This is a genomic window from Kitasatospora sp. NPDC096077 (assembly GCF_040303245.1).
Lineage (GTDB): Bacteria > Actinomycetota > Actinomycetes > Streptomycetales > Streptomycetaceae > Kitasatospora.
In genome coordinates, this window is record NZ_JBEOSV010000041.1 from 2,789 (window position 1) to 24,040 (window position 21,252).

Genomic DNA, 21,252 nt, shown 5'->3' on the forward strand with positions numbered 1-21,252 from the left:
CCCGCCTGCTGGGGGGTCGGGGGTGTGTGCTCATTTCGTTCCCGCCCCTGCGGGCGCCCCGCCCGGGGGGGGGCCCCGCCCCCCTTCGGCGTTGCTCAGGCCTGCCGGTCGCGGCGCAGCTGCTCGAAGAAGCGCAGGTGGTCGATGTTGTCGACGGAGCCCGGGTTGACGGCCTGCTCCAGCGGGGTGCCGGAGAGGATCCGCTTGACCGGGACCTCGATGCGCTTGCCGGTGAGGGTGTGCGGGAGGCCGCGCACGACGATCACCTCGTCGGGCACGTGGCGCGGGGAGAGCTCGGTGCGCAGCGAGGTGCGGATGCGGCCGATGAGGGCCTCGTCGAGTTCGGCGCCGGGGGCGAGGACGACGAACAGCGGCATCCAGTAGCCGCCGTCGGGCTCCTCCAGGCCGATGACCAGGGATTCGGCGATCTCGGGGAGTCGCTCGACCACCTCGTAGATGTCCGAGGAGCCCATCCGGACGCCCTGGCGGTTCAGGGTGGAGTCGGAGCGGCCGTGGATGATCACGGTGCCGCGGGAGGTGACGGTGATCCAGTCGCCGTGGCGCCAGATGCCGGGGTAGGTGTCGAAGTAGCTGTCGTGGTAGCGGGTGCCCTCGGGGTCGTTCCAGAAGCCGGTGGGCATCGACGGGATGGGCTTGGTGACGACGAGTTCGCCGACGGTGTCGGTGTGCGGGTGGCCCTGGACGTCCCAGGACTCGACGGCCGCGCCGAGGCAGGGGGCCTGGATCTCGCCGAGGTGCACCGGCAGGGTGGGGACGCCGCCGACGAAGCAGGAGCAGACGTCGGTGCCGCCGCTGACCGAGGCGAGCCAGACGTCCTGCTTGACCTCGTCGTAGATCCAGCGGAAGCCGTCGGGCGGGAGCGGGGAGCCGGTGGTGCCGATGCAGCGGACGGCGGAGAGGTCGAGCTCGCGGCCGGGGTGCAGGTCGGCCTTGCGGCTGGCGATGACGTAGGCGGCGGAGGTGCCGAGGACGGTGGCGCGGGTGCGGGCCGCGACGGACCAGAGGGCGCCGGTGTCGGGGTGGCCGGGGCTGCCGTCGTAGGTGACGATCGTGGCCCCGACCAGGAGGCCGGCCAGCAGGAAGTTCCACATCATCCAGCCGGTCGAGGTGTACCAGAGGAAGCGGTCCTGCGGGCCGAGGTCGAGGTGGAGGCCGGCCTGCTTGAGGTGTTCGAGCAGGATGCCGCCCTGGCTCTGGACGATGGCCTTGGGCAGGCCGGTGGTGCCGGAGGAGTAGAGGACCCAGAGCGGGTGGTCGAAGGGGACGGGCTCGAAGACCGGCTCGACGTCCTCGGCGACCAGGTCGTCCCACTGGAGGGCGCCCTCGGGGGCGGGGGCGCCGAGCAGCGGGACGTGCACCACGGTGTGCAGGCTGGGGAGTTCGCGGCGCAGTTCGGCGACGACCTCGGTGCGGTCGTGGTCCTTGCCGCCGTAGTGGTAGCCGTCGACGGCGAAGAGGACGCCGGGTTCGATCTGCTGGAGGCGGTCGAGGACGCTGCGGGCGCCGAAGTCGGGGGCGCAGCTGGTCCAGACGGCTCCGACGGCGGCGGTGGCCAGGAGGGCGACGGCGGCCTGCGGGATGTTGGGCAGGTAGGCGCTGACCCGGTCGCCGGGGCCCACGCCGCGGGCGCGCAGGGCGGCGGCCAGCGAGCCGACCTGGCGGCGGAGTTCGGCCCAGGTGAGGACGGCCGGCTGCTCGGTGGTCTCGTCCAGGTGGAGGATCGCCGGGCGGTCGGCGTTGGCCGGGTCGTCGGCCGCGCGCAGGGCGTGCTCGGCGTAGTTGAGGCGGGCGCCGGGGAACCAGCGGGCGCCCGGCATGGCCGGGTCGGCGAGGACGGCCTCGGGGGCCCGGGTGAAGCGGACGTCGAACCACTGGGTGACCGCCGTCCAGAAGCGGTCGAGGTCGGCGGTGGACCAGGCGTGCAGGTCGGCGTAGCGCTGGGCGGCCTGCTGGTCGTCCTCGGCCGGGGCGAGCGGGGCGGCCGGGGCGGCGTGGTGCTCGGCGGCCCAGGCCTGGAAGGCCACCAGGGTGGTGGCGGCGGCGCGAGCGGGGTTGGGGCGCCAGAGCGGCTGGTCCTGGGTTGGGGTGCTCACGGTGGTGGTCTCCCGGCCGGTGGTGGGGACGGGTGAGCTCGTGGCCAACCCGTCCGGTTGGGCTGTCGGTGCAGACCATGCCATGTGCGGGCCCGCTGCGCCAGGGTCGGCCGGTGGGCCGTGGGGGCCTGTCCCGCCGGACGGGCCCGAGGTCAGCCGGTGGTGAACTCGCCGTCGAACCAGCGGCGCAGGATGCCGTTGTGGAAGTCCCAGACGAGCGGGGTGTCGGCGGTGGCGAGCAGCCAGCCCTCGGTCTCGTCGGTGGGGCGGGAGGGCGGGAGTTCGGCGAGCGGGCGGGCGGGGAGCAGCCCGCAGACCATGACGAAGCGGCCGTTGGGGTCGGAGGCCAGGTGGACCAGGCGGATGTCGGCGGCGTCGGCCAGGATGCCGGTCTCCTCGGCGAGTTCGCGCACACAGGCCTGCTGCCAGCTCTCGCCGAAGTCCATGTAGCCGCCCGGGAAGGCGAGTTCGCCGTAGCCGGGCTCGATGGTGCGGCGGATGACGACCAGGGCCGGGTCGGCGTCGGGCCGGGTGACGGGGAGGACCGTGACGGCGACGGGCAGCGGGTTGCGGTAGCTGATCTCGGCGCAGCCGGGGCAGGTGCGGGGCCAGCCGTCGGTGCCGGGCGGGTAGGGCGTGCCGCAGAAGTGGCAGTGGGAGAACGGCCGGTGGGTGGGGCGGGCGGCTTCGTCGATGGTCATGGGCGGATGGTAGCCGGGGGCTCAGCGGGGCCGGTCGGCGGTGCTGGGCCGGTCGCCGGGGGGTTCCGGTTCCTCCTCGCGGGCGGGGCGGAGCAGGGCGGGGTGGAGCAGCCGGGCGTCGCCGGCGTGGTAGGTGCGGGCGCGGGGGCCGCCGCGGGCGCCACCGCGCTCGGTGGTGGTGCCGGTGCTCTCGACGAAGCCGGGGCAGGAAAGGACCTTGCGGTGGAAGTTGCCGGGGTGGAGCTTCTCGTCCCAGACGGCCTCGTAGACGGCGCGCAGTTCGGGGATGGTGAAGTCGTGGGGCAGGAAGGCGGTGGCGAGCGGGCTGTACTCCAGCTTGGCGCGCACCCGGTCCAGGCCGTCGGCGAGGATCCGGGCGTGGTCGAAGGCCAGTCGGATCGGGCCCGCCGGGCCCGGGTGGGGACCGGTGTGCCCGTCGACGCCACCCCCGTGGGTGTCGGCGGGCACACCGGTGTCCGGTGCGCGGTCCGGGGACCGCGGTGCCGGGTCGAGGTCGGCCACCGGGTGCCAGGCGGCGGCCGCGGCGTCCGTCCCGGCCTGCGGGTCGGGCAGGTCGGGGGCGAAGGCCAGGTAGGCGACCGAGACGACGTGCATCCGCGGGTCCCGTTCGGGGGCTCCGTAGGTGCCGAGCTGTTCGAGGTGCAGCCGGCAGAGCGCGGCCTCCACCTCGGAGGCGCTCTGCAGACCCGTCTCCTCGGCGAGTTCGCGCGCGGCGGCCTCGTCGAGGTTCTCCTCCCCCGCCCGCAGGAAGCCGCCGGGCAGCGCCCAACAGCCCTGGTGGGGCGGGGCGCCGCGCTCGACCAGCAGGACGTGCAGGCGGCCGTGCCGCAGGGTCAGGGCGACCACGTCGACCGTGACGGCGATCGGGGCGTAGGCGCGCGGGTCGTACGCGGCGAGCCACTCCTGCTCGGCCGCGGGCCCGGCGGCGGGCTGGGGGGACGGTTCGTCCGCGGCCATCGCCGGCTCCTCTCCCGCACCCCTGGGGCACGTGGTGCTGTCGTTCTCGGGATGAGCACAACGTAATGGCTTCGTTCCCCGGCGGCAAACGGTTTTCCCGGTGGCCGGAGGGCTCCGGCTTCTAGGCTGTGACCAGGAACTACCGTGTTCGAGGAGGCCGAGATGCCCACTGCTCCCCCGCCGGACTTCGCCGCCGCGCTGGCGGCCGGCCCGCTGGTCCTGGACGGCGGGATGTCGAACCAGTTGGCCGCCGCCGGTCACGACCTGTCGGACGGGCTGTGGTCGGCGCGGTTGCTCGCGGACGAGCCGGAGGCGGTGGTGGAGGCGCACCGGGCGTACTTCGCGGCCGGGGCCGAGGTCGCCATCACGGCGAGCTACCAGGCGAGCTTCGAGGGCTTCGCCCGGCGCGGGGTCGGGCACGCGGCGGCGGCGCGGCTGCTGGCGAGCAGTGTGGAACTGGCCCGGGAGGCGGTGCGGGCCGAACCGGGCGGGCGGCGGCGCTGGGTGGCGGCCTCGGTGGGTCCGTACGGGGCGGTGCTGGCGGACGGTTCGGAGTACCGCGGCCGGTACGGGCTGGACCACGCGGAGCTGGTGGCCTTCCACCGGCCGCGGCTGGAGGTGCTGGCGGCGGCCCGCCCGGACGTGCTGGCGCTGGAGACGGTGCCGGACGCGGACGAGGCGCGGGCACTGCTGGAGCTGGTGCACGGGCTGGGGGTGCCGGCCTGGTTGTCGTACAGCGTGGCGGACGGTCGGACCAGGGCCGGGCAGCCGCTGGCGGAGGCGTTCGCGCTGGCCGCGGACGTGGACGAGGTGCTCGCGGTGGGCGTCAACTGCTGTACGCCGCGGGACGCGGACCTGGCGGTGGCGGTGGCCGCCGAGGTGACCGGGAAGCCGGTGGTGGTGTACCCGAACAGCGGGGAGGAGTGGGATCCGGAGCGCCGGGGCTGGCGCGGGGAGCCGACCTTCCGCTCGGCACGGGTGGGCGGCTGGCTGGCGGACGGCGCCCGGCTGGTCGGCGGCTGCTGCCGGGTCGGCACGGACGGGATCGCGGCGCTGGCGGCCGAGGTGACCGTGCGGCGGGGGCTGCTGAGCGGGGTGGACGGGTAGGGCCCGTCGTCGGACTCCCGCCTGCGGGGCCGCGGAGGTTAACACCCGGCCGAGCGCGGGTTACCGAGGGGGAAGGTGCACGGACGGACAGCGGCCTGGCAGACTCGTCCCGTCACCACTGCGGTCGACATTGTCGACCGCCTGTCAGCGCGGAGGTACCCATGCCCGGCCCGATCCAGTCGCTCTCCCGGGCCGCCGCGATCATGCGCCTGCTGGCGGGCGGTGAACGCCGGCTGGGCCTGTCCGAGGTCGCGACGGCGCTGGACCTCGCCAAGGGCACCGCGCACGGCATCCTGCGCACGCTGCAGCAGGAGGGGTTCGTCGAGCAGGACCCGGAGAGCGGCAAGTACCAGCTGGGCGCCGAGCTGCTGCGGCTGGGGCAGAGCTACCTGGACGTGCACGAGCTGCGGGCCCGGGCGCTGGTGTGGGCGGACGACCTGGCCCGGGCGGCCGGCGAGACGGTCTACCTGGGGGTGCTGCACCAGCAGGGCGTGCTGATCGTGCACCACGTGTTCCGGCCCGACGACACCCGGCAGGTGCTGGAGGTCGGTTCGATGCAGCCCCTGCACAGCACCGCGCTGGGCAAGGTGCTGGTGGCCTACGACCCGGTCGCGCGCGGGGAGTTGGGCGACGGCCCGTACGAGTCGTACACCCTGCGGACGTTGACCGAGGCGAGCGACCTGGACGCCGAGTGCGCGCTGATCCGCGAGCGCGGCTGGGCGGACTCGATCGAGGAGACCTGGGAGGGCGTGGCCTCGATCGGCGCGCTGATCCAGGACCGGCGGCGCAACCCGGTGGGCGCGGTGTGCATCAGCGGGGCGGTCGAACGGGTCTGCGAGGACGGCTTCGTGAAGCCCTCGCTGGTGGCGTCGGTGCGCAGCGCGGCGCGGGCGATCTCCCGCGATCTGGGTGCCGGGCGGTTCTGACCGCAGCGGTCTTTTTCGTCACGCTGAGGCGCGGACGGGCGGGAGGCCTGTCCGCGCCTTGGCGTTTTGCCCCGATTCGGGGCACTCCGCTGGGTAACTTCGGGGGACCCGCCGAGGCGAGGGTCACAGCTCCGTAACCCCGCCTTGACGTGGGGCCGACCTGGGGAGGAAGCTTCCGCATGACGGTCGACATTGTCGAACGATGGCCGGGAAGATCACTTCCCCCGATGCGCTCACCCGCACAGGGATCGACCCGCCGCCTGCCCCCACCCGCACCTCGGGCCATGACAAGGGAGTCTTTGTGTCCGCGTTCTCCAACGGCGACGTCTTCGTCGGCGAAACCCTCGGCACCGCCGCCCTGATACTCCTCGGCGGTGGCGTCTGCGCCGCCGTGACCCTCAAGAAGTCGAAGGCCGTCAACGCCGGCTGGCTGGCGATCACCTTCGGCTGGGGCTTCGCGGTCCTCATCGCCGCCTACATGTCGGCTCCGAAGTCCGGCGCCCACCTCAACCCGGCCGTCACGATCGCGCTCGCGGTCAAGAGCGGCGAGTGGAGCCAGGTGCCGCTCTACCTCGGCTCCCAGCTGCTCGGGGCGATCATCGGCGCCGTACTGGTCTGGCTCACCTACCTCGGCCAGTTCCAGGCCAACGAGGAGCCCACCCTCGGCATCTTCGCGACCGGGCCCGAGGTCCGGAACAAGCTCCAGAACGTGATCACCGAGGTCATCGGGACCTTCGTGCTCTGCTTCGCGATCCTCACGATCGGCACCAACTCCGGCCTCTCGCAGTCCGGCACCAGCACTCTGATGGTCGCCTTCACCGTCGTCGGCATCGGCCTCTCCCTCGGTGGCCCGACCGGCTACGCCATCAACCCGGCCCGTGACCTCGGCCCGCGCATCGCCCACGCCATCCTCCCGATCCCGGGCAAGGGCAGCTCGGACTGGTCGTACGCCTGGATCCCCGTCGTCGGACCGCTCCTCGGCGGCCTGGCGGCCGGTGGCCTGTACAACGCGATCTTCTAGAGCGACGGCTTCGAACCCGCCGAGCACGGGGACTGACCGGACAACCGTGTCAGACCCACCCACCCCGTAATCCCCCGAACTTGAGCCGAGGACCCTCCACATGACCTCCACTGGCAACTACATCGCCGCGATCGACCAGGGCACCACCTCCAGCCGCTGCATCATCTTCGGCGCCGACGGCCGGATCGTCTCCGTCGACCAGCAGGAGCACCGGCAGATCTTCCCCCAGCCCGGCTACGTCGAGCACGACGCCGCCGAGATCTGGACCCGGGTGCAGTCGGTCGTCCGCGGTGCGCTGGAGAAGGCCGGCCTGACCCGGGACGACATCCGCGCGATCGGCATCACCAACCAGCGCGAGACCACCGTCCTGTGGGACAAGAACACCGGTGAGCCGGTGCACAACGCGCTGGTGTGGCAGGACACCCGCACCGAGGCGCTCTGCCGCGAGCTGGGCCGCAACGTCGGCCAGGACCGCTTCCGCCGCGAGACCGGCCTCCCGCTGGCCAGCTACTTCGCCGGCCCGAAGATCCGCTGGCTGCTGGACAACGTCGAGGGCCTGCGCGAGCGCGCCGAGGCCGGCGACATCCTGTTCGGCACCATGGACACCTGGGTGATCTGGAACCTCACCGGCGGTGTGAACGGCGGCAAGCACGTCACCGACGTGACCAACGCCAGCCGCACCATGCTGATGAACCTCAAGACCCTGGCCTGGGACGAGGAGATCGCCGAGTCGATGGGCGTGCCGATGGCCGTCCTGCCGGAGATCCGCTCCTCCGCCGAGGTCTACGGCGAGGCCGTCGGCGACCTGGCCGGCGTCCCGGTCGCCTCCGCGCTCGGTGACCAGCAGGCCGCGCTGTTCGGCCAGACCTGCTTCAACGAGGGCGAGGCCAAGTCCACCTACGGCACCGGCACCTTCCTGCTGCTGAACACCGGCGAGAAGATCGTCAACTCGTACCACGGCCTGCTGACCACGGTCGGCTACCGGATCGGCGACCAGGCCCCGGTGTACGCCCTGGAAGGCTCGATCGCCGTCACCGGCTCGCTCGTCCAGTGGCTGCGCGACCAGCTCGGCATCATCTCCACCGCCGCCGAGATCGAGACCCTCGCCAACACCGTCGAGGACAACGGCGGCGCCTACTTCGTCCCGGCCTTCTCCGGCCTGTTCGCCCCGTACTGGCGCTCCGACGCCCGCGGTGTGATCGCCGGTCTGACCCGGTACGTCACCAAGGGCCACCTGGCCCGAGCCGTCCTGGAGGCCACCGCCTGGCAGACCCGCGAGGTCGTCGACGCCATGCAGAAGGACTCCGGGGTCGAGCTCACCGCCCTCAAGGTCGACGGCGGCATGACCAGCAACAACCTGCTCATGCAGAACATCGCCGACGTCCTGAACGCCCCGGTCGAGCGCCCGTACGTGGCCGAGACCACCGCCCTCGGCGCGGCCTACGCGGCCGGACTCGCCGTCGGCTTCTGGAACGACCTCGACACCCTGCGGGCCAACTGGCACCGCGCCGCCGAGTGGACTCCCCGCATGGACGAGGCCACCCGGGAGCGTGAGTACAAGAAGTGGCTCAAGGCCGTGGAGCGCACCATGGGCTGGGTGGAGGAGGAAGAGAACAACTGACCGACAAGCCGGTCGGGGCCCCGTGCCCCGACCGGCCGGTTCCGTTTGATCGGCCCGCCGCACACGGGCCGACCGGCCTCTCCCGGAGGGGCCGCACCGCACACGAGAGGAGTAACGGCGCCGCCCGACCAGCGCGCCGTACACAACCACCATGGCAACCATCCCGACCCTGGGCGCCGAGCGCACCGCCGGCCGCACCGCCTCCCGCGCCGAGACCCGTGAACTGCTCGGCAAGGCCACCTACGACCTGCTGGTGATCGGGGGCGGCATCCTCGGCACGGCCGTCGCCTGGACCGCGTCCCAGGCCGGCCTGAAGGTCGCCATGGTCGACGCCGGCGACTTCGCCGGCGCCACCTCCAGCGCCTCGTCCAAGCTCGTTCACGGCGGCCTGCGCTACCTGCAGACCGGTGCGGTCAAGCTGGTCGCGGAGAACCACAAGGAGCGCCGCGCGCTCTCCACCGACGTGGCTCCGCACCTGGTCAACCCGCTGACCTTCTTCGTGCCGGTCTACAAGGGCGGCCCGCACGGCGCGGCCAAGCTCGGCGCCGGCGTGTTCCTGTACTCGGCGCTGTCCGCCTTCCGCGACGGCATGGGCCGGGTCTCCACCGCCGCCCACGCCGCCCAGCAGGTGCCCGCGCTGCGCACCGAGGGCCTGCGCTCGGTGGCCGTCTACGGCGACCACCAGATGAACGACTCGCGCGTCGCGGTGATGACCGTGCGCGCCGCCGTCGACGCCGGCGCCGTGGTGCTCAACCACGCCGAGGTCACCGGCCTGCGCTTCACCGGCGGCCGGGTCACCGGTGCCGAGCTGCGCGACCGCCTGGACGGCAGCGAGTTCGGCGTGAACGCCCGCCTGGTGCTCAACGCCACCGGCCCGTGGGTGGACCACCTGCGCACCATGGAGGACGCCGGCGCCGCGCCGTCGATCCGCCTCTCCAAGGGCGCCCACGTCGTGGTCAAGCGCCGCTCGCCGTGGCGCGCCGCGCTGACCATCCCGATCGACAAGTACCGCGTCTCCTTCGCCATCCCGTGGGAGGACCACGTCCTCCTCGGCACCACGGACGAGGAGTACACCGGCGACCCGAAGGACGTCCGGGCCACCGACGCGGACATCGACCAGATCATGGGCGAGGCCGCGCACGCGATCCGCGACGAGCACCTCGACCGCGACCTGATCACCTACTCCTTCGCCGGCCTGCGGGTGCTGCCCGGCGGCCCCGGCGACACCGCCGCCGCCAAGCGCGAGACCGTCGTCACCGAGGGCCGCGGCGGCATGCTGTCGGTCTCCGGCGGCAAGTGGACCACCTACCGGCACATCGGCCGCGCGGTGCTGGAGAAGCTGGCCCACGTGCCCGGCACCGGCCTCGCCGAGGACATGTCCCCGATCGCCCCGACCGTCCCGCTGCCGGGCGTCGGCGCGCCGAACGCCGTGGCGCACCGCCTGCTGATCGACCGCGAGCCGGGCTCGCGGATGGAGCCGCTGGTGGCCAAGCACCTGGCCAGCCACTACGGCACCCTGTCCTTCGACATCGCCCGCATGATCGACGAGAACCCGGAGCTCGGCCGGCCGATCCACGAGGACGGCCCGGACGTCTGGGCGCAGGTCGCGTACGCGGCCGAGAACGAGTGGGCGTACACCGCGGACGACGTGCTGCGCCGCCGCACCACCATGACGGTGCGCGGGCTGGACACCCCGGAGATCCGGGACGAGGTCGAGGCCTTCCTGACGAAGCGGGCCGGCAAGTAGGCACCTCTGCCGGCAGGCGACTGCGGTACGGCGGGCGGGCGTTCGGGGTTTCCCCGGGCGCCCGCCCGCCGTTTCGCGTTCCGCCGGGGCACGGACCGGTCGGCCGCTCGGACCGGTCCGTCGCTCAGACCGGTCGGCCGGCCTTGATCACGTGGCGGAGGTGGCGCTCCGGCCGGGTGAGCACGGTGAGGTCGGCCAGCGGGTCGCCGTCGACCAGCAGCAGGTCGGCGTGGGCACCCGGGGCCAGGGTGCCGATCTCCCCCGCCAGGCCGAGCAGCCGGGCCGCGGTGGTGGTGGCCGAGCGGAGCACGTCGGCGGCCGGCTGGACCCGGGCGCGCAGGGTGAACTCCTCCAGCTGGGCCTGGTGCAGCGGGCCGAGCAGGTCGCTTCCGTAGACCAGGTTGACGCCGGCCCGGTGGGCGCGCTCCAGGGCCTCCAGACCCCGGTCGCGGACCTCGGCGAGCTTGGCCAGCGAGGCCGGCGGCAGGCCGCTCGCGGCGCCGAGCCGGGCGGTCTGCTCGTAGGCGACCAGGGTGGGGACCAGGAAGGCGTCCTTCGCCAGCAGCAGCTCGATCGTGCTGTCGTCCAGCAGGTTGCCGTGTTCGACGCAGCGCACGCCGGCCCGCAGGGCGCGGTCGATCGCCCGCGGGTGGTAGGCGTGCACGGTGACGTAGCGGTTGTGGTTCTCCGCCTCCTCGACGGCCGCCCGGATCTCCTCCTCGCTGTACTGGACGGCGGCGATCTCGTCGTGCGGGGAGGCGACGCCGCCGGAGAGCAGCACCTTGAGGTGCCGGGCGCCCTTGCGGAACTCGTCCCGGGCGGCCGCGCGCACCGCGTCCACGCCGTCGGCGGTCCGGCCGAAGTGGGGGCGGGCCTCGCAGCAGGGCAGCGAGTCGTCGCCGAGCGGGCGCAGGTCGCCGTGGCCGCCGGTCTGGGAGAGCGCCTTGCCGCCGTGCAGCAGCCGGGGGCCGGGCACCAGGCCCTCGGCCAGGGCGCGGGCCATGCCGTGGTCGGCGCCGCCGACGTCGCGGACGGTGGTGAAGCCGCGGCGCAGCATCCGCTCGGCCTCGGCGAGGGCGCGCACGGTGGCGTAGCCGGGGGTCCAGTTGGCGACGTCGGGCAGGTCGAGGCTGGTGACCAGCAGGTGGACGTGGGCGTCGATCAGGCCGGGCAACACGGTGGCGCCCCGCGCGTCCAGGACCCGGACGTCGTCGCCGGCGGCGGGCGGGCGGCCGGTGCCGGTGGCGGTGATCCGGCCGTCGGCGGCCTCCAGCCAGCCTCGGTCGGTGCGGGTGCCGTCCTCGGGGTGGAGCAGGTGGGCGTCGGTGATCAGCAGTCGGTTCATGCCGTGGTCCCCTCCGGTTCAGTACGGGCCGTATTGAATACGACTCGTACTGAATACACCATGTATCGTGCTCCCGTGAACCCACCCCCCGTCGACCGCACCGACCCCGCCGCTCCCCGGCCGCCCCGCCGCCGGGCCCACACCCGGGCCCGGCTGCTCGCCGCGGCGGGCGAGCTGTTCCTCACCGCGGGCTTCGCCCGGACGAGCATCGAGGACGTCTGCGCCGCCGCCGGCTACACCCGCGGCGCCTTCTACTCGAACTTCCGCAGCAAGGAGGACCTGCTGCTGGCGCTCTTCGACGACCAGGCCGCCGAGCGGATGGCCGAGCTGGAGCGGCTCGCCACCGCCTGCGGGGCGCTGGAGCCGCGGGAGCGGGCCCGGCGGCTGGTCGAGGCGCTGCTGCGGGTCGAGCCCGCGGAGACCGGCTGGATCCTGCTGTTCCTGGAGTTCCGGCTGGTCGCGGCCCGGTCCGAGGCGCTGACCGGGCAGATCGCCGAACACGACCGGACGGTCGCCCGGGCGCTGGCGGACGTCCTGGAGCGGGCGCTGCCCGAGCTGGTGCCGCCGGGGGCGGACGCCGGGCAGGCCGCGGTGGTGGTCCTGGCGGCCCGCGAGGGACTGCTGGCCCGGACCGCGGCGGGCGGCGCGGCGGCCGAGGAGCTGCTGACGGCCGCCTCGGCGGTGCTGTCGGGACTGCTCGGGCCCTGACCCCGCCCCGGGCGGGCGTGCGGGCGCGGACGCGCCGAGGGGCGGCACCCGTACGGTACGGGTGCCGCCCCTCGGCGGTGACGGTGGCGGTGGCGGGACGCCGGGCTAGATGATCATGCTCAGCGGCAGGATCAGCGCTATCGCGACGACCGAGATGATCGTCTCCATCACCGACCAGGACTTCAGCGTCTGCCCGACGCTCATCCCGAAGTACTCCTTCACCAGCCAGAAGCCGGCGTCGTTGACGTGCGAGAGGAACAGCGAGCCGGCCCCGATCGCGAGCACCAGCAGGGCCGCGTGGGTCGAGGACATGTTCGCGGCGAGCGGGGAGACGATGCCGGCCGCGGTGATGGTGGCGACCGTCGCCGAGCCGGTGGCCAGGCGGATCAGCACCGCGATCAGCCAGCCGAGCAGCAGCGCGGAGATGTGCCACTTCGCGGACCAGTGGCTGACCATGTCGCCGACGCCGACGTCGATCAGGGTCTGCTTGAAGCCGCCGCCCGCGCCGACGATGAACACGATGCCGGCGATCGGGCCGAGCGCCTTGCCGACGGTGTCGGAGATCCGCGCCCGGTCGAAGCCGGCCGCCTTGCCGAGGGTCAGCATGCCGAGCAGGGTGGCGGCGAGCAGCGCGATCAGCGGGGAGCCGATGAAGTCGAAGACCCGCTGGCCGACGGCCTTCGGGTCGTCGATCACCACGTCGGCCAGGGCCTTGCCGAGCATCAGCACGACCGGCAGCAGGATGGTCGCCATCACCGCGCCGAAGGACGGGGTGCGCTCGGACCTGGCCGTCTCCTCGGGGGTGACGGCGGCCGGGATCTCCAGCGGGCCGACCCAGCGCTCGGCGACCCGGGCGAACAGCGGCCCGGCCACGATCAGGGTCGGGACGGCGATCAGCAGGCCGAGCGCCAGGGTGATGCCCAGGTCCGCCTTCAGGGCGTCCACGGCGACCAGCGGGCCCGGGTGCGGGGGCACCAGGCCGTGCAGCACCGACAGGCCGGCCAGGGCCGGGATGCCGACCCGCATCAGCGGCACGTTGCCGCGCCGGGCGACCAGCAGCACGATCGGGACCAGCAGGACGACGCCGACCTCGAAGAACAGCGGCAGGCCGAGCACGGCCGCGATCAGCGCCATCGCCCAGGGCAGCGCCTTCGCGCCGGTCCGGGACAGCACGGTGTCCGCGATGATGTTGGCGCCGCCGGAGTCCGCGAGCAGCTTGCCGAGCATCGCGCCCAGGCCGATCAGCAGGCCGACGCTGGCGACGGTGGAGCCGAAGCCGGTGGAGAAGCTGCTCAGCAGCTTGTCGAAGGGGGCGCCCGCGACGGCGGCCAGCAGGCCGGAACCGAGCGTGAGGGCGAGGAACGGGTGCAGCTTCAGCTTGCTGATCAGCAGGACGATCACGCCGATGCTGAGCAGCACCGCGATCAGCAGCTGGGAGTCGCTGCCGGTGTGCGGCAGGGCCGGTGGGGCGGCCGCCAGGAGGGTGGGGGTCAGGCTACTCACGCGAGGTCTCCATTGACGGGCCGCAGCAGCGCCACGGCCTTCTCGACGAGTTCTTCGGGGGACGGGCCCACGTCCAGGACGGCGCCGTGCTCGTCCGCGCCCAGGGGCTCCAGGGCGGCGTACTGGGATCCGAGCAGCGACGGCGGCATGAAGTGGCCGGCGCGGTGGGAGAGCCGGTCCTCGACCAGCTCGTGACCACCGCTGAGGTGCAGGAAGAAGGCGCCCGGGGCGGCCGCGCGCAGGATGTCGCGGTAGCCGTGCTTCAGCGCCGAGCAGGTGACCACGCCGCCGGTGCCGGCCTCGGTGCGCTCCTTGAGCCACCCGCCGACGGCGTGCAGCCAGGGTTCGCGGTCCTGGTCGTCCAGCGGGATGCCGGCGGACATCTTGGCGATGTTGGCCGGCGGGTGGAACTCGTCCGCCTCGGCGAAGGGGAGATCGAGGCGGTCGGCCAGGAGGCGGGCCAGCGTGGTCTTGCCGACTCCGGAGACACCCATCACCACGACGGTGAGGGGGGCGTCCGGGAGGGCTCGGTTCTCGACGTTGAGAGCCATGGGTGGTGCTCCTTCGTTGCAGGCCGCCACTATCGCTTCAAAGATATGACGTATTCAAGTGGGGGAAACCAAATCGTCATACTTTTGCGGTGTGTGCTCGATCGCAGGGGCGGCCGGACCCGACCGCGGGCCCGGTCGGGGCGGAGGCGCCCGGGAGAGCCCGGGCCCGGCCGTCTACGCTGGGCGGATGGAGATCCAGGGGCTGCCCGGTCGGGTGCTTGACGAGCTCGGGCCGGCGATCGCGTCGGGGGAGATCCCCGAGGGCGCGGTGCTGCGCGGGGAGGAGCTGGAGCAGCGGTTCGGGGTGTCCCGGACGGTCGTCCGGGAGGCGGTGCGCGTCCTGGAGGGGATGCGCCTGGTGGCCTCCCGGCGACGGGTCGGGATCACCGTCCAGCCGAAGTCGCTCTGGGACGTCTTCGACCCGATGGTGATCCGCTGGCGGCTGGCCGGCGCCGACCGGTCGGCCCAGCTGCGCTCGCTCGGCTCGCTGCGGATGGCCGTCGAACCGGCCGCGGCCGCGCTCGCCGCGACCCACGCCACCGACGACGACCGGCGCCAACTCAGCTCGCTGGCCGTGGAGTTGACGGTCGCCGCGCGGGAGGCCGACCTGACCACCTTCCTCGGGCACGACATCGCCTTCCACGCCCTGGTGCTGCGCGCCTCCGGGAACGAGATGTTCGCCCACCTCGGGGACACCGTGGGAGCGGTGCTCACCGGCCGGACCGAGTACCATCTGATGCCCCATCAGCCGGAACCGTACGCGATCAGGCTGCACCGGGAGGTCGCCGACGCGATCTGCGGGGGCGACGCCGCCCACGCCGAGCAGGCGATGCGGACCATCGTCACCGGCGCCCTGGCCGAGCTCAACCAGCAGCTGGGCTGAACCGGCAGTCGGTCGGAGCGGGCCGGGAGTTGGGGCGAGCCGGGCGCAACGCCTGTCCGGATGACACGATTTGGCAGCAGTTCAGCGGATTCGGACGCATAGTCCGGGTTCGACGGGGCAGAGTGTGTCGAGGGGGGCGCATTTCGCGTGCGCCCGTTCCGCGTTCACCACCGGATCCGCGCCTGGGGGTCGCCCGATGTCCGTGCCACGCCGCCGTCGCCGCCTGCCCGACGAGGTGCGCTCCGCCGCGGTCCGGGCGGTGCTCTCGCTGGCCTTCACCCTGGTGGGCGTGGTGGTCGCGACCCTGGCCTCGTACGCGGGCAGTTGGCTGATGACGCCCGCACTGTTGGCGATGGGGGTCGGCGTGTTCGGCACCATGTGGTGCCTGCTGGAGATCCTGATCTCCCGCCAGGTCGCCGCCCAGCGGCAGCGCGGGCCGAACTCCGCCTCCCCCATGGCGGGCAGCCGGGTCGCCCCCGAGCCGCTCGCCGCCCGGCCGTTCCCCCGCCCCGGCGCCGCTCCCCCACAGCACCAGCCGCAGCGTCGGCCACCGCAGCCGCACCCGTCCCAGCAGCCGTACCCGCCCCAACAGCCGTACCAGCGCCGGATACCGCCCGGCCGGCAGTACGGCTCCTGACCGGGCCCGCCGGCCGGGCCCGGTCGGACCGGGCCTACTCGGGGACCACCCGGTAGTGGGTGGTGAGCCGGGCGTCGTCGCCCAGGACGTGGAAGGCGAGCATCGGCGGGTGGTCGAAGCTGATGCCGCGCCCGCCCTCGCAGGGCAGCGTGACGGTGGAGACCACCCCGGGCGCGACCAGCACCGGCCGGCCCGCGAAGGTGGTCGCGGCGGGGGTGTGGGAGTGGCCGCAGAGCAGCGCGGCCACCCGGGGGTGGCGGTGCAGGACCCGCGCCAGCCGGTCCTCGCCGAACTGGCGGATCCCGTCGACGCTCGGTATGTGCAGCTCCACCGGCGGGTGATGGAAGGCCACCAGGGCCGGCAACTCCTGGCGGCCGTCCGCCAGTCGGGCGTCCAGCCAGTCGATCGTCGGATCGTCCAGCAGGCCGTCGTGCTGCTCGGGTATCGAGGAGTCGAGCATCAGCACATCGGCGCCCGGCAGCCGGTGCAGCCGGTTGACCGGGTCCGTCGAGGGCTGCTCGCCGAGCAGCACCTGCCGGTACGGCTCCCGGCGGTCGTGGTTGCCGGGGCAGGTGAGCACCGGGTGCGGCGAGGCCAGCACCTCGGCGACCTGCCGGTACTCCTCGGCCAGGCCGTGGTCGGCGAGATCGCCGGTGGCCAGCACCGCGTCCAGCGGGCCGGGCAGGGCGTTGAGGTACGCCATCACCTGCTCGGCCCGCCGCCGGGCGCGCTTGCCGCCGTCCCGGCGGTGGACCTGGCCGAGGTGGATGTCACTGAGGTGCGCGATCGTCAGCATGGCGGTCACGCTAGTGACTTCACTGCCGGGCGGGTAGCTCGCCCGGCATCAGGCCTCCGCCGGGCGCTTGAACATCCGGGTGGCGGTGATCTCGCCGTGGATGGTCGGGCCGTCCGGGTCCTGCGGGGCGGGCAGGCCGGGGCGCAGGTGCTCCTCCACCGAGATGTACTTGAGGCCGGCCCGCAGGTCGGCGTCGTTGCGCAGCCGGATCACCAGCGGGAACTCGGCGAGCGCGGTGGTGTCGAACAGGCCGGTGGTGTAGATGAGCTGGACGCCGAGCGCGTCCGCCACCGCGCGCTGGAGCTCCAGCAGGTAGGTGGCGTTGGCGCGGCCGATCGGGTTGTCCAGGAACAGCGTGCCGGCGTGCCGCAGCTGGGACTGGCCGCGGTCGTTGGCGCGCAGCGCGGCCATCGTGCAGTAGAGCGCGATGGCGGCGGTGAGCAGCTGGCCGCCGGAGAAGACGTCGGACATCTGGCCGACGCTCACCCGCTCGGCGCGCAGCACCGCGTCGGGCTTGAGGATCTCGACGCTGACGCCCTTGGGGCCGATCGCCGCGGCGACGCCGCGCAGCAGCAGGGACATGCCGTCGCGGCGCAGGTCGCTGTTCTTCCGGACGGCGGCCCGGGTGGCCTCGTCGATGACCTCGCCGAGCCGCTCCACCAGGGTGGCGTGGTCCGGGTCCTCGAAGCGGATCCGCAGGAACTCCTGGCCGGACCACTCCCCCAGGCCCTCGGGCAGCCGGGACAGCCGCTGGGCGGCGCGCAGCGTGGTGAGCGAGGACTCGACCAGTCCGCGCAGCCGGTCCACGATCGAACCGCGGTTCTTCTCCAGCTGGGTGAGCTCGTCGGTGAGCACCCGCAGCCGGGGCGCGAAGGCGGCGGCCCAGGCGGCCGCGTGCTCGGGCAGGGCGGCGGCGGGCAGTTCGCGGATCTGCTGGCGGGCCGGGGTGCGGACGGCCTCGTAGCGGGCGGCGTTGGCGTGCCGGACCAGCGCGTCGGAGGCGTCGCGGACGGCGAGCTCGGCGGAGGACAGCTCGCCGACGGCGGTGCGGAGGGCGCGGCGGGCGTCGGTGGAGGCGTTGCGGGCCTCGGGCAGCGAGCCGAGGTAGGGCTCGGCCGACTGGCCGTCGTCCTCCGGCTGCTCGCGCAGTCCGTCGCGCAGCTGGCCGGCCAGTTCGTCGAAGTCGGCGCCGGCGGACTGGGCGGCGTCGAAGGTGCGCTGGAGGTCGGCGTGCGCGGTGCGGGCGGCGTCCACCGCCTCCCGGCACTCGGCGAGCCCGCTGGTGGCGGTGCGCAGCAGGGTCTGGGCGTGCTCGGGGTCGGTGGGGACGAGCTCCTCGGGCAGCTCGGTGTGCGCCTCGCCGTTCGCCGGGGCGGAGCGCTCGGCCTCGCCGCGCAGTCGGCCGAGCTGCTCGCTGGCGGCGGCCGAGCGGGCCTCGATGGTGGCGACCAGTTCCTCGGCGCGGGCGGCGGCGGCCTGGCGGGCCGGGCCGTCGGCGCCGTCGGGGCTGCCGAGCAGCTCCTCGGCGCGGGTGCGGACCTTGTTGGTGAGGCGGTCGAGTTCGGCCGCGGCGGCAGCCTCGTCGCCCTCGGCGCGGGCCTGCTCGGCGCGCAGGTCGGCGCCGACGCCGACCTTCTCGTACAGCTGGGAGGCGGCCCGGTAGGCCTCGCGCAGCGCGGGCAGCGCGGCGGGAGCGGTCTGCTCGGCGGGCTCGTCGGCCTGCTCGGCGGCGGGGATCTCGGCGCGTTCGGCGCGCAGCGCGCGGACCGTGCGGCGGGCGTCGTCGGCGGCGCGCTGGGCGGCGCGGCGGTCCTCGTCGCAGGTGCGGGCGCGTTCGGCGCAGACCGTCTGGCGGCGGTCGCACTCGGCCGCGTCCTCGGCCAACTCGCGCTGGCGGCGCGCCCAGTTGGCGCGCTCGCGGAGCCGGAAGGCGAGGCCGGAGAGGGCGTCGGCGCGGCGGCGGGCGCGCTGGGCGGACTCGCGGTGCTCCTCGTGGGCGGAGGCGGCGGCCGCGTGGTCGGTCTCGGCCTCGTCGTGCTCGGCGCGCAGGGTGGCCAGGGCGGCGGCGGCCTGCTCGGCGTGCTCGCGGGCGGCCTCGGCGGCGGCGGCGAGTTCGGCGAGGGTGCCGGGCGGGCAGCTGGCGTGCCAGGAGGCGAGCCGGGCGGCCAGGGCGCGGTCGGCGCCGAGCCGGCCGGCGAGTTCGCGGATGTGCTCCTCGCGGGCGGCGGCGCGGGCGCGCAGTTCGCGGCGCTCGCCGTCGGCGGCGGACTCGTCGTGCATGGCCGGGTTCGGCGGCACCAGGAAGAAGGCGGGCTCGTCGGTGATCGGGGCGATCAGCGCGGCGGCGGCGCCGACCGCCACGGTGGAGCGCGGCAGGAGGGCGGCGGCCTGGAGGGCCTCGCGGGCGCGCTCCAGCGAGGACGGGTCGGTGACGACCACGCCGTCGACCAGTTCGGGGCGGGCGGCGAGGATCGCCTCGTGGTCGGCCGGGTCGACGGACTGGGCGAGGTAGCGCCAGCCGGGCAGCGCGGGGATGCCGTGCTCGGCGAGGTACTCGACGGTGGCCAGCACGTCGGGGCCGGGCGGCAGCAGGCCGCCGTCGCCGAGCGCGGCGAGGATCCGGGAGTCGTCGGCGGCGGCGGTGCGCAGGTCGAACAGGGTGCGTTCGGCGTTGGCGATGGCCTCGTCGAGGAGTTCGCGCAGGTACTCGGCGTTGCGGTCGAGCACGACGGGGGTGAGGAAGCCGGCGTCCTCCTCGGCCTCTTCCTGGTACGGGGTGAGGGAGAGCAGGTCGGCGAGGCGCTGCTCGGTGGCGAGCAGGGCGGCGGTGCGCTGTTCGGCGGCCAGGGCGCGGGCGGCGTCCTTGCGGGCGTCGCCGGCGCGTTCGGCGGCGAGTTCGGCGCGGGAGGTGGCGGCGGCGGTCTCGCGCAGCCGGGTGGCGCCGGCCTCGGCGGCGGTGCGGGCCTGGGTCAGGGCCGCGGCGGCGGCCTTCTCCACGTCGGCGGCGTGCAGCGCGGCGCGGGCCGGGTCCACGTCGCCGTCGGCGTCGATGAAGCCGGCCTGGACGGCGGCCTCGGTCTCCTGCTCGACCTCGGCCAGGCGCTGGCGCAGGTGTTCGGCCTCGCTGCGGGCCTTCTGGGCGGCGGTGGCGGCCTCGGTGGCGTCGGACTGCGCCTTGCCGCCGTCCTGCTGGAGTTCGCCCGCGCGCTGCTCCTCGGTGTCGGCGCGGGTCTCGGCGGCCGCGGCGGCGGTCTCCAGGGCGCGGGCGAGGGCGCCGGCGGCGCGGGCGCGGGCGGCCAGTGCGGGGGCGGCGTCGAGTTCGGCCTCGCGGATGGCGGCGGCGACCCGGGTGACCCGGTCGGCGGCGGCGCGCTGGCGCAGCACGGCCTCGGCGGCCTGCCAGGCGGAGTGGAGGGTGCGGGCGTCGGTGAGTTCGCGGCGCAGCGCGGCGGCCTCGGTGGTGGCCGCGGCGAGGCTCAGGGTGGCGTGCTGGTGGGTGAGTTCGTCGGCGATCAGGCTGTGCCGGGTGCGGTCGGACTCGGCGGCGGTGACGGCGCTCGCGGCGGCGGCGACCTCGATGGCGAGGTCCTGGGCGCGGTCGCGTTCGGCGGCGGCCCGGGAGGTGAGGGCGTGGGCGAGGCGGCGGGCGCGGCGTTCGGCGGTGCGATGGGCCTCGCGGACCGTCTCGCGGGCGGCGGTGGCCTCGACGATGCGCTCCAGCAGGTCCAACGAGCCTGCGGTGAAGTCGCGTTCGGCGGTGAGTTCGGCGCGCAGGCCGAGCTTGGCGGCGAAGCCGTGGACGAGGTCGGCCAGGCCGTCGGTGTCCCGGGTGTCGGTGACGGCGCGCAGCAGCAGGTCGGTGAAGTCCTTGTCCTGCTTGACCGCGAAGAGGCCTGCCGCCTCGCCCTCGTCGGCGTTCATCTCGCGCTGGTAGCGGAAGAGTTCGGGGTCGAGGCCGAGTTCGCCGAGGTGTTCGGTCCAGCGGTCGTGGCCGTCCTCGAAGATCAGGTCGAGGTGCGGGTGGGCCTTGCCGGCCTCGGTGAGGGCGTCGCGGAAGCCCTTCATGGTGCGGCGGCGGCCGCGGGCCTTCTGGTCGCCGACCAGGCTGACCCGTTCGGCGACCGGCAGCGAGTCGAGGGTGAGGCCGGGGCCGGGGCGGAAGGAGTACCAGGTCTCGGCGAACTTGCGCGGGTCGGAGGAGACCTGGCGGCCGCGCCACTCGCTGACCTTGCCGACCACGATCAGCTCGCCGGTGACGGTGTGCTGCCACTCCAGGGCGACGTGGCCGCAGTCGTCGGCGAGCAGGAACTTGCGCAGCACGCCGGAGCTGGCGCCGCCGAGGGTGTTGCGGTGGCCGGGGAGCATCACCGAGAAGATCAGCTTGAGCAGGACGGACTTGCCGCCGCCGTTCTCCAGGAAGAGCACGCCGGCCGGGGCGGGGCGGCGGACCGGGCCCTCGGTGTCCTCGCCGAACAGGCCGATCTGCTGCGGGGCCGGGTCGGCGACGGGCTCGCCCACGCCGCGCAGGTCGAGCACCGTGTCGGCGTAGCGGGCGCCGGCCGGTCCGATCGAGTAGAGGCGGACCCGGTTGAGCTCGTACATGTGCGGCGGTTC

The 21,252-nt window shown here is 74.3% G+C and carries 16 protein-coding genes; 8 read left to right on the top strand and 8 right to left on the bottom strand.

Features of this window, described 5'->3' with window-relative positions; translation table 11 throughout:
• Nucleotides 1-95: 95 nt before the first annotated feature.
• The 3 genes from ABTZ03_RS28610 to ABTZ03_RS28620 form a co-directional block, all read right to left on the bottom strand.
• On the bottom strand, nucleotides 96-2,114 hold the full coding sequence (locus ABTZ03_RS28610) for an acetoacetate--CoA ligase (protein ID WP_350515983.1): 2,019 nt from the start codon (nucleotides 2,112-2,114) through the stop codon (nucleotides 96-98).
• A 152-nt stretch (nucleotides 2,115-2,266) separates the two neighbouring features.
• The gene (locus ABTZ03_RS28615) at nucleotides 2,267-2,815 is read right to left on the bottom strand and encodes an NUDIX domain-containing protein (protein ID WP_350515984.1); all 549 of its coding nucleotides are present in this window, start codon (nucleotides 2,813-2,815) and stop codon (nucleotides 2,267-2,269) included.
• A gap of 21 nt (nucleotides 2,816-2,836) precedes the next feature.
• Nucleotides 2,837-3,793, bottom strand: coding sequence for an NUDIX hydrolase (locus tag ABTZ03_RS28620; RefSeq protein WP_350515985.1), 957 nt, complete (start codon nucleotides 3,791-3,793; stop codon nucleotides 2,837-2,839).
• A 162-nt stretch (nucleotides 3,794-3,955) separates the two neighbouring features.
• Here ABTZ03_RS28620 and mmuM point away from each other — a divergent pair, with 162 nt between their 5' ends.
• From mmuM to ABTZ03_RS28645, 5 genes are all read left to right on the top strand, one after another.
• Nucleotides 3,956-4,900, top strand: a complete 945-nt coding sequence (gene mmuM, locus ABTZ03_RS28625; protein ID WP_350515986.1) for a homocysteine S-methyltransferase — start codon at nucleotides 3,956-3,958, stop codon at nucleotides 4,898-4,900.
• 161 nt (nucleotides 4,901-5,061) lie between these two features.
• Nucleotides 5,062-5,826, top strand: coding sequence for an IclR family transcriptional regulator (locus tag ABTZ03_RS28630; RefSeq protein ID WP_350515987.1), 765 nt, complete (start codon nucleotides 5,062-5,064; stop codon nucleotides 5,824-5,826).
• 301 nt (nucleotides 5,827-6,127) lie between these two features.
• Complete coding sequence (locus ABTZ03_RS28635; protein ID WP_350515988.1) at nucleotides 6,128-6,847, top strand: MIP/aquaporin family protein; 720 nt, start codon at nucleotides 6,128-6,130, stop codon at nucleotides 6,845-6,847.
• A 100-nt stretch (nucleotides 6,848-6,947) separates the two neighbouring features.
• Nucleotides 6,948-8,468 carry a glycerol kinase GlpK gene (glpK, locus tag ABTZ03_RS28640; protein WP_350515989.1) on the top strand — a complete coding sequence of 507 codons (1,521 nt, stop codon included), beginning with the start codon at nucleotides 6,948-6,950 and terminating at the stop codon, nucleotides 8,466-8,468.
• Nucleotides 8,469-8,619: 151 nt separating this feature from the next.
• The gene (locus tag ABTZ03_RS28645; protein WP_350515990.1) at nucleotides 8,620-10,215 is read left to right on the top strand and encodes a glycerol-3-phosphate dehydrogenase/oxidase; all 1,596 of its coding nucleotides are present in this window, start codon (nucleotides 8,620-8,622) and stop codon (nucleotides 10,213-10,215) included.
• Between the two features lie 124 nt (nucleotides 10,216-10,339).
• On the opposite strand, the gene ABTZ03_RS28650 is transcribed toward ABTZ03_RS28645, so the two are convergent.
• Nucleotides 10,340-11,560, bottom strand: coding sequence for a metal-dependent hydrolase family protein (locus ABTZ03_RS28650; protein ID WP_350515991.1), 1,221 nt, complete (start codon nucleotides 11,558-11,560; stop codon nucleotides 10,340-10,342).
• A 75-nt stretch (nucleotides 11,561-11,635) separates the two neighbouring features.
• Between ABTZ03_RS28650 and ABTZ03_RS28655 the strand changes: the two genes are divergently transcribed.
• Nucleotides 11,636-12,268 carry a TetR/AcrR family transcriptional regulator gene (locus ABTZ03_RS28655; protein ID WP_350515992.1) on the top strand — a complete coding sequence of 211 codons (633 nt, stop codon included), beginning with the start codon at nucleotides 11,636-11,638 and terminating at the stop codon, nucleotides 12,266-12,268.
• 105 nt (nucleotides 12,269-12,373) lie between these two features.
• Here the strand turns inward: ABTZ03_RS28655 and ABTZ03_RS28660 are convergent, their stop codons facing one another.
• The gene (locus ABTZ03_RS28660) at nucleotides 12,374-13,771 is read right to left on the bottom strand and encodes a GntT/GntP/DsdX family permease (RefSeq protein WP_502894614.1); all 1,398 of its coding nucleotides are present in this window, start codon (nucleotides 13,769-13,771) and stop codon (nucleotides 12,374-12,376) included.
• Complete coding sequence (locus ABTZ03_RS28665; RefSeq protein WP_350515993.1) at nucleotides 13,768-14,322, bottom strand: gluconokinase; 555 nt, start codon at nucleotides 14,320-14,322, stop codon at nucleotides 13,768-13,770. The genes ABTZ03_RS28660 and ABTZ03_RS28665 overlap by 4 nt, the downstream gene beginning before the upstream one ends.
• Before the next feature lie 187 nt (nucleotides 14,323-14,509).
• Here ABTZ03_RS28665 and ABTZ03_RS28670 point away from each other — a divergent pair, with 187 nt between their 5' ends.
• Together ABTZ03_RS28670 and ABTZ03_RS28675 are read left to right on the top strand one after the other, a co-directional pair.
• On the top strand, nucleotides 14,510-15,205 hold the full coding sequence (locus tag ABTZ03_RS28670) for a FadR/GntR family transcriptional regulator (protein WP_350515994.1): 696 nt from the start codon (nucleotides 14,510-14,512) through the stop codon (nucleotides 15,203-15,205).
• A gap of 196 nt (nucleotides 15,206-15,401) precedes the next feature.
• A complete protein-coding gene (locus tag ABTZ03_RS28675; RefSeq protein WP_350515995.1) occupies nucleotides 15,402-15,842 on the top strand; it encodes a hypothetical protein in 441 nt (146 codons plus the stop codon).
• A gap of 34 nt (nucleotides 15,843-15,876) precedes the next feature.
• Here ABTZ03_RS28675 and ABTZ03_RS28680 read toward each other — a convergent pair whose 3' ends face one another.
• Nucleotides 15,877-16,638, bottom strand: a complete 762-nt coding sequence (locus ABTZ03_RS28680; RefSeq protein WP_350515996.1) for a metallophosphoesterase — start codon at nucleotides 16,636-16,638, stop codon at nucleotides 15,877-15,879.
• A gap of 48 nt (nucleotides 16,639-16,686) precedes the next feature.
• Nucleotides 16,687-21,240, bottom strand: a complete 4,554-nt coding sequence (locus ABTZ03_RS28685) for a hypothetical protein (protein ID WP_350515997.1) — start codon at nucleotides 21,238-21,240, stop codon at nucleotides 16,687-16,689.
• Nucleotides 21,241-21,252: the final 12 nt, after the last annotated feature.

Coding starts and splice junctions, on each gene's coding strand:
- ABTZ03_RS28615 (WP_350515984.1), bottom strand. CDS start 2,815: ATGACCATCGACGAAGCCGCCCGCCCCACCCACCGGCCGTTCTCCCAC.
- ABTZ03_RS28620 (WP_350515985.1), bottom strand. CDS start 3,793: ATGGCCGCGGACGAACCGTCCCCCCAGCCCGCCGCCGGGCCCGCGGCC.
- mmuM (WP_350515986.1), top strand. CDS start 3,956: ATGCCCACTGCTCCCCCGCCGGACTTCGCCGCCGCGCTGGCGGCCGGC.
- ABTZ03_RS28630 (WP_350515987.1), top strand. CDS start 5,062: ATGCCCGGCCCGATCCAGTCGCTCTCCCGGGCCGCCGCGATCATGCGC.
- glpK (WP_350515989.1), top strand. CDS start 6,948: ATGACCTCCACTGGCAACTACATCGCCGCGATCGACCAGGGCACCACC.
- ABTZ03_RS28645 (WP_350515990.1), top strand. CDS start 8,620: ATGGCAACCATCCCGACCCTGGGCGCCGAGCGCACCGCCGGCCGCACC.
- ABTZ03_RS28650 (WP_350515991.1), bottom strand. CDS start 11,560: ATGAACCGACTGCTGATCACCGACGCCCACCTGCTCCACCCCGAGGAC.
- ABTZ03_RS28665 (WP_350515993.1), bottom strand. CDS start 14,322: ATGGCTCTCAACGTCGAGAACCGAGCCCTCCCGGACGCCCCCCTCACC.
- ABTZ03_RS28670 (WP_350515994.1), top strand. CDS start 14,510: ATGGAGATCCAGGGGCTGCCCGGTCGGGTGCTTGACGAGCTCGGGCCG.
- ABTZ03_RS28675 (WP_350515995.1), top strand. CDS start 15,402: ATGTCCGTGCCACGCCGCCGTCGCCGCCTGCCCGACGAGGTGCGCTCC.
- ABTZ03_RS28680 (WP_350515996.1), bottom strand. CDS start 16,638: ATGCTGACGATCGCGCACCTCAGTGACATCCACCTCGGCCAGGTCCAC.
- ABTZ03_RS28685 (WP_350515997.1), bottom strand. CDS start 21,240: ATGTACGAGCTCAACCGGGTCCGCCTCTACTCGATCGGACCGGCCGGC.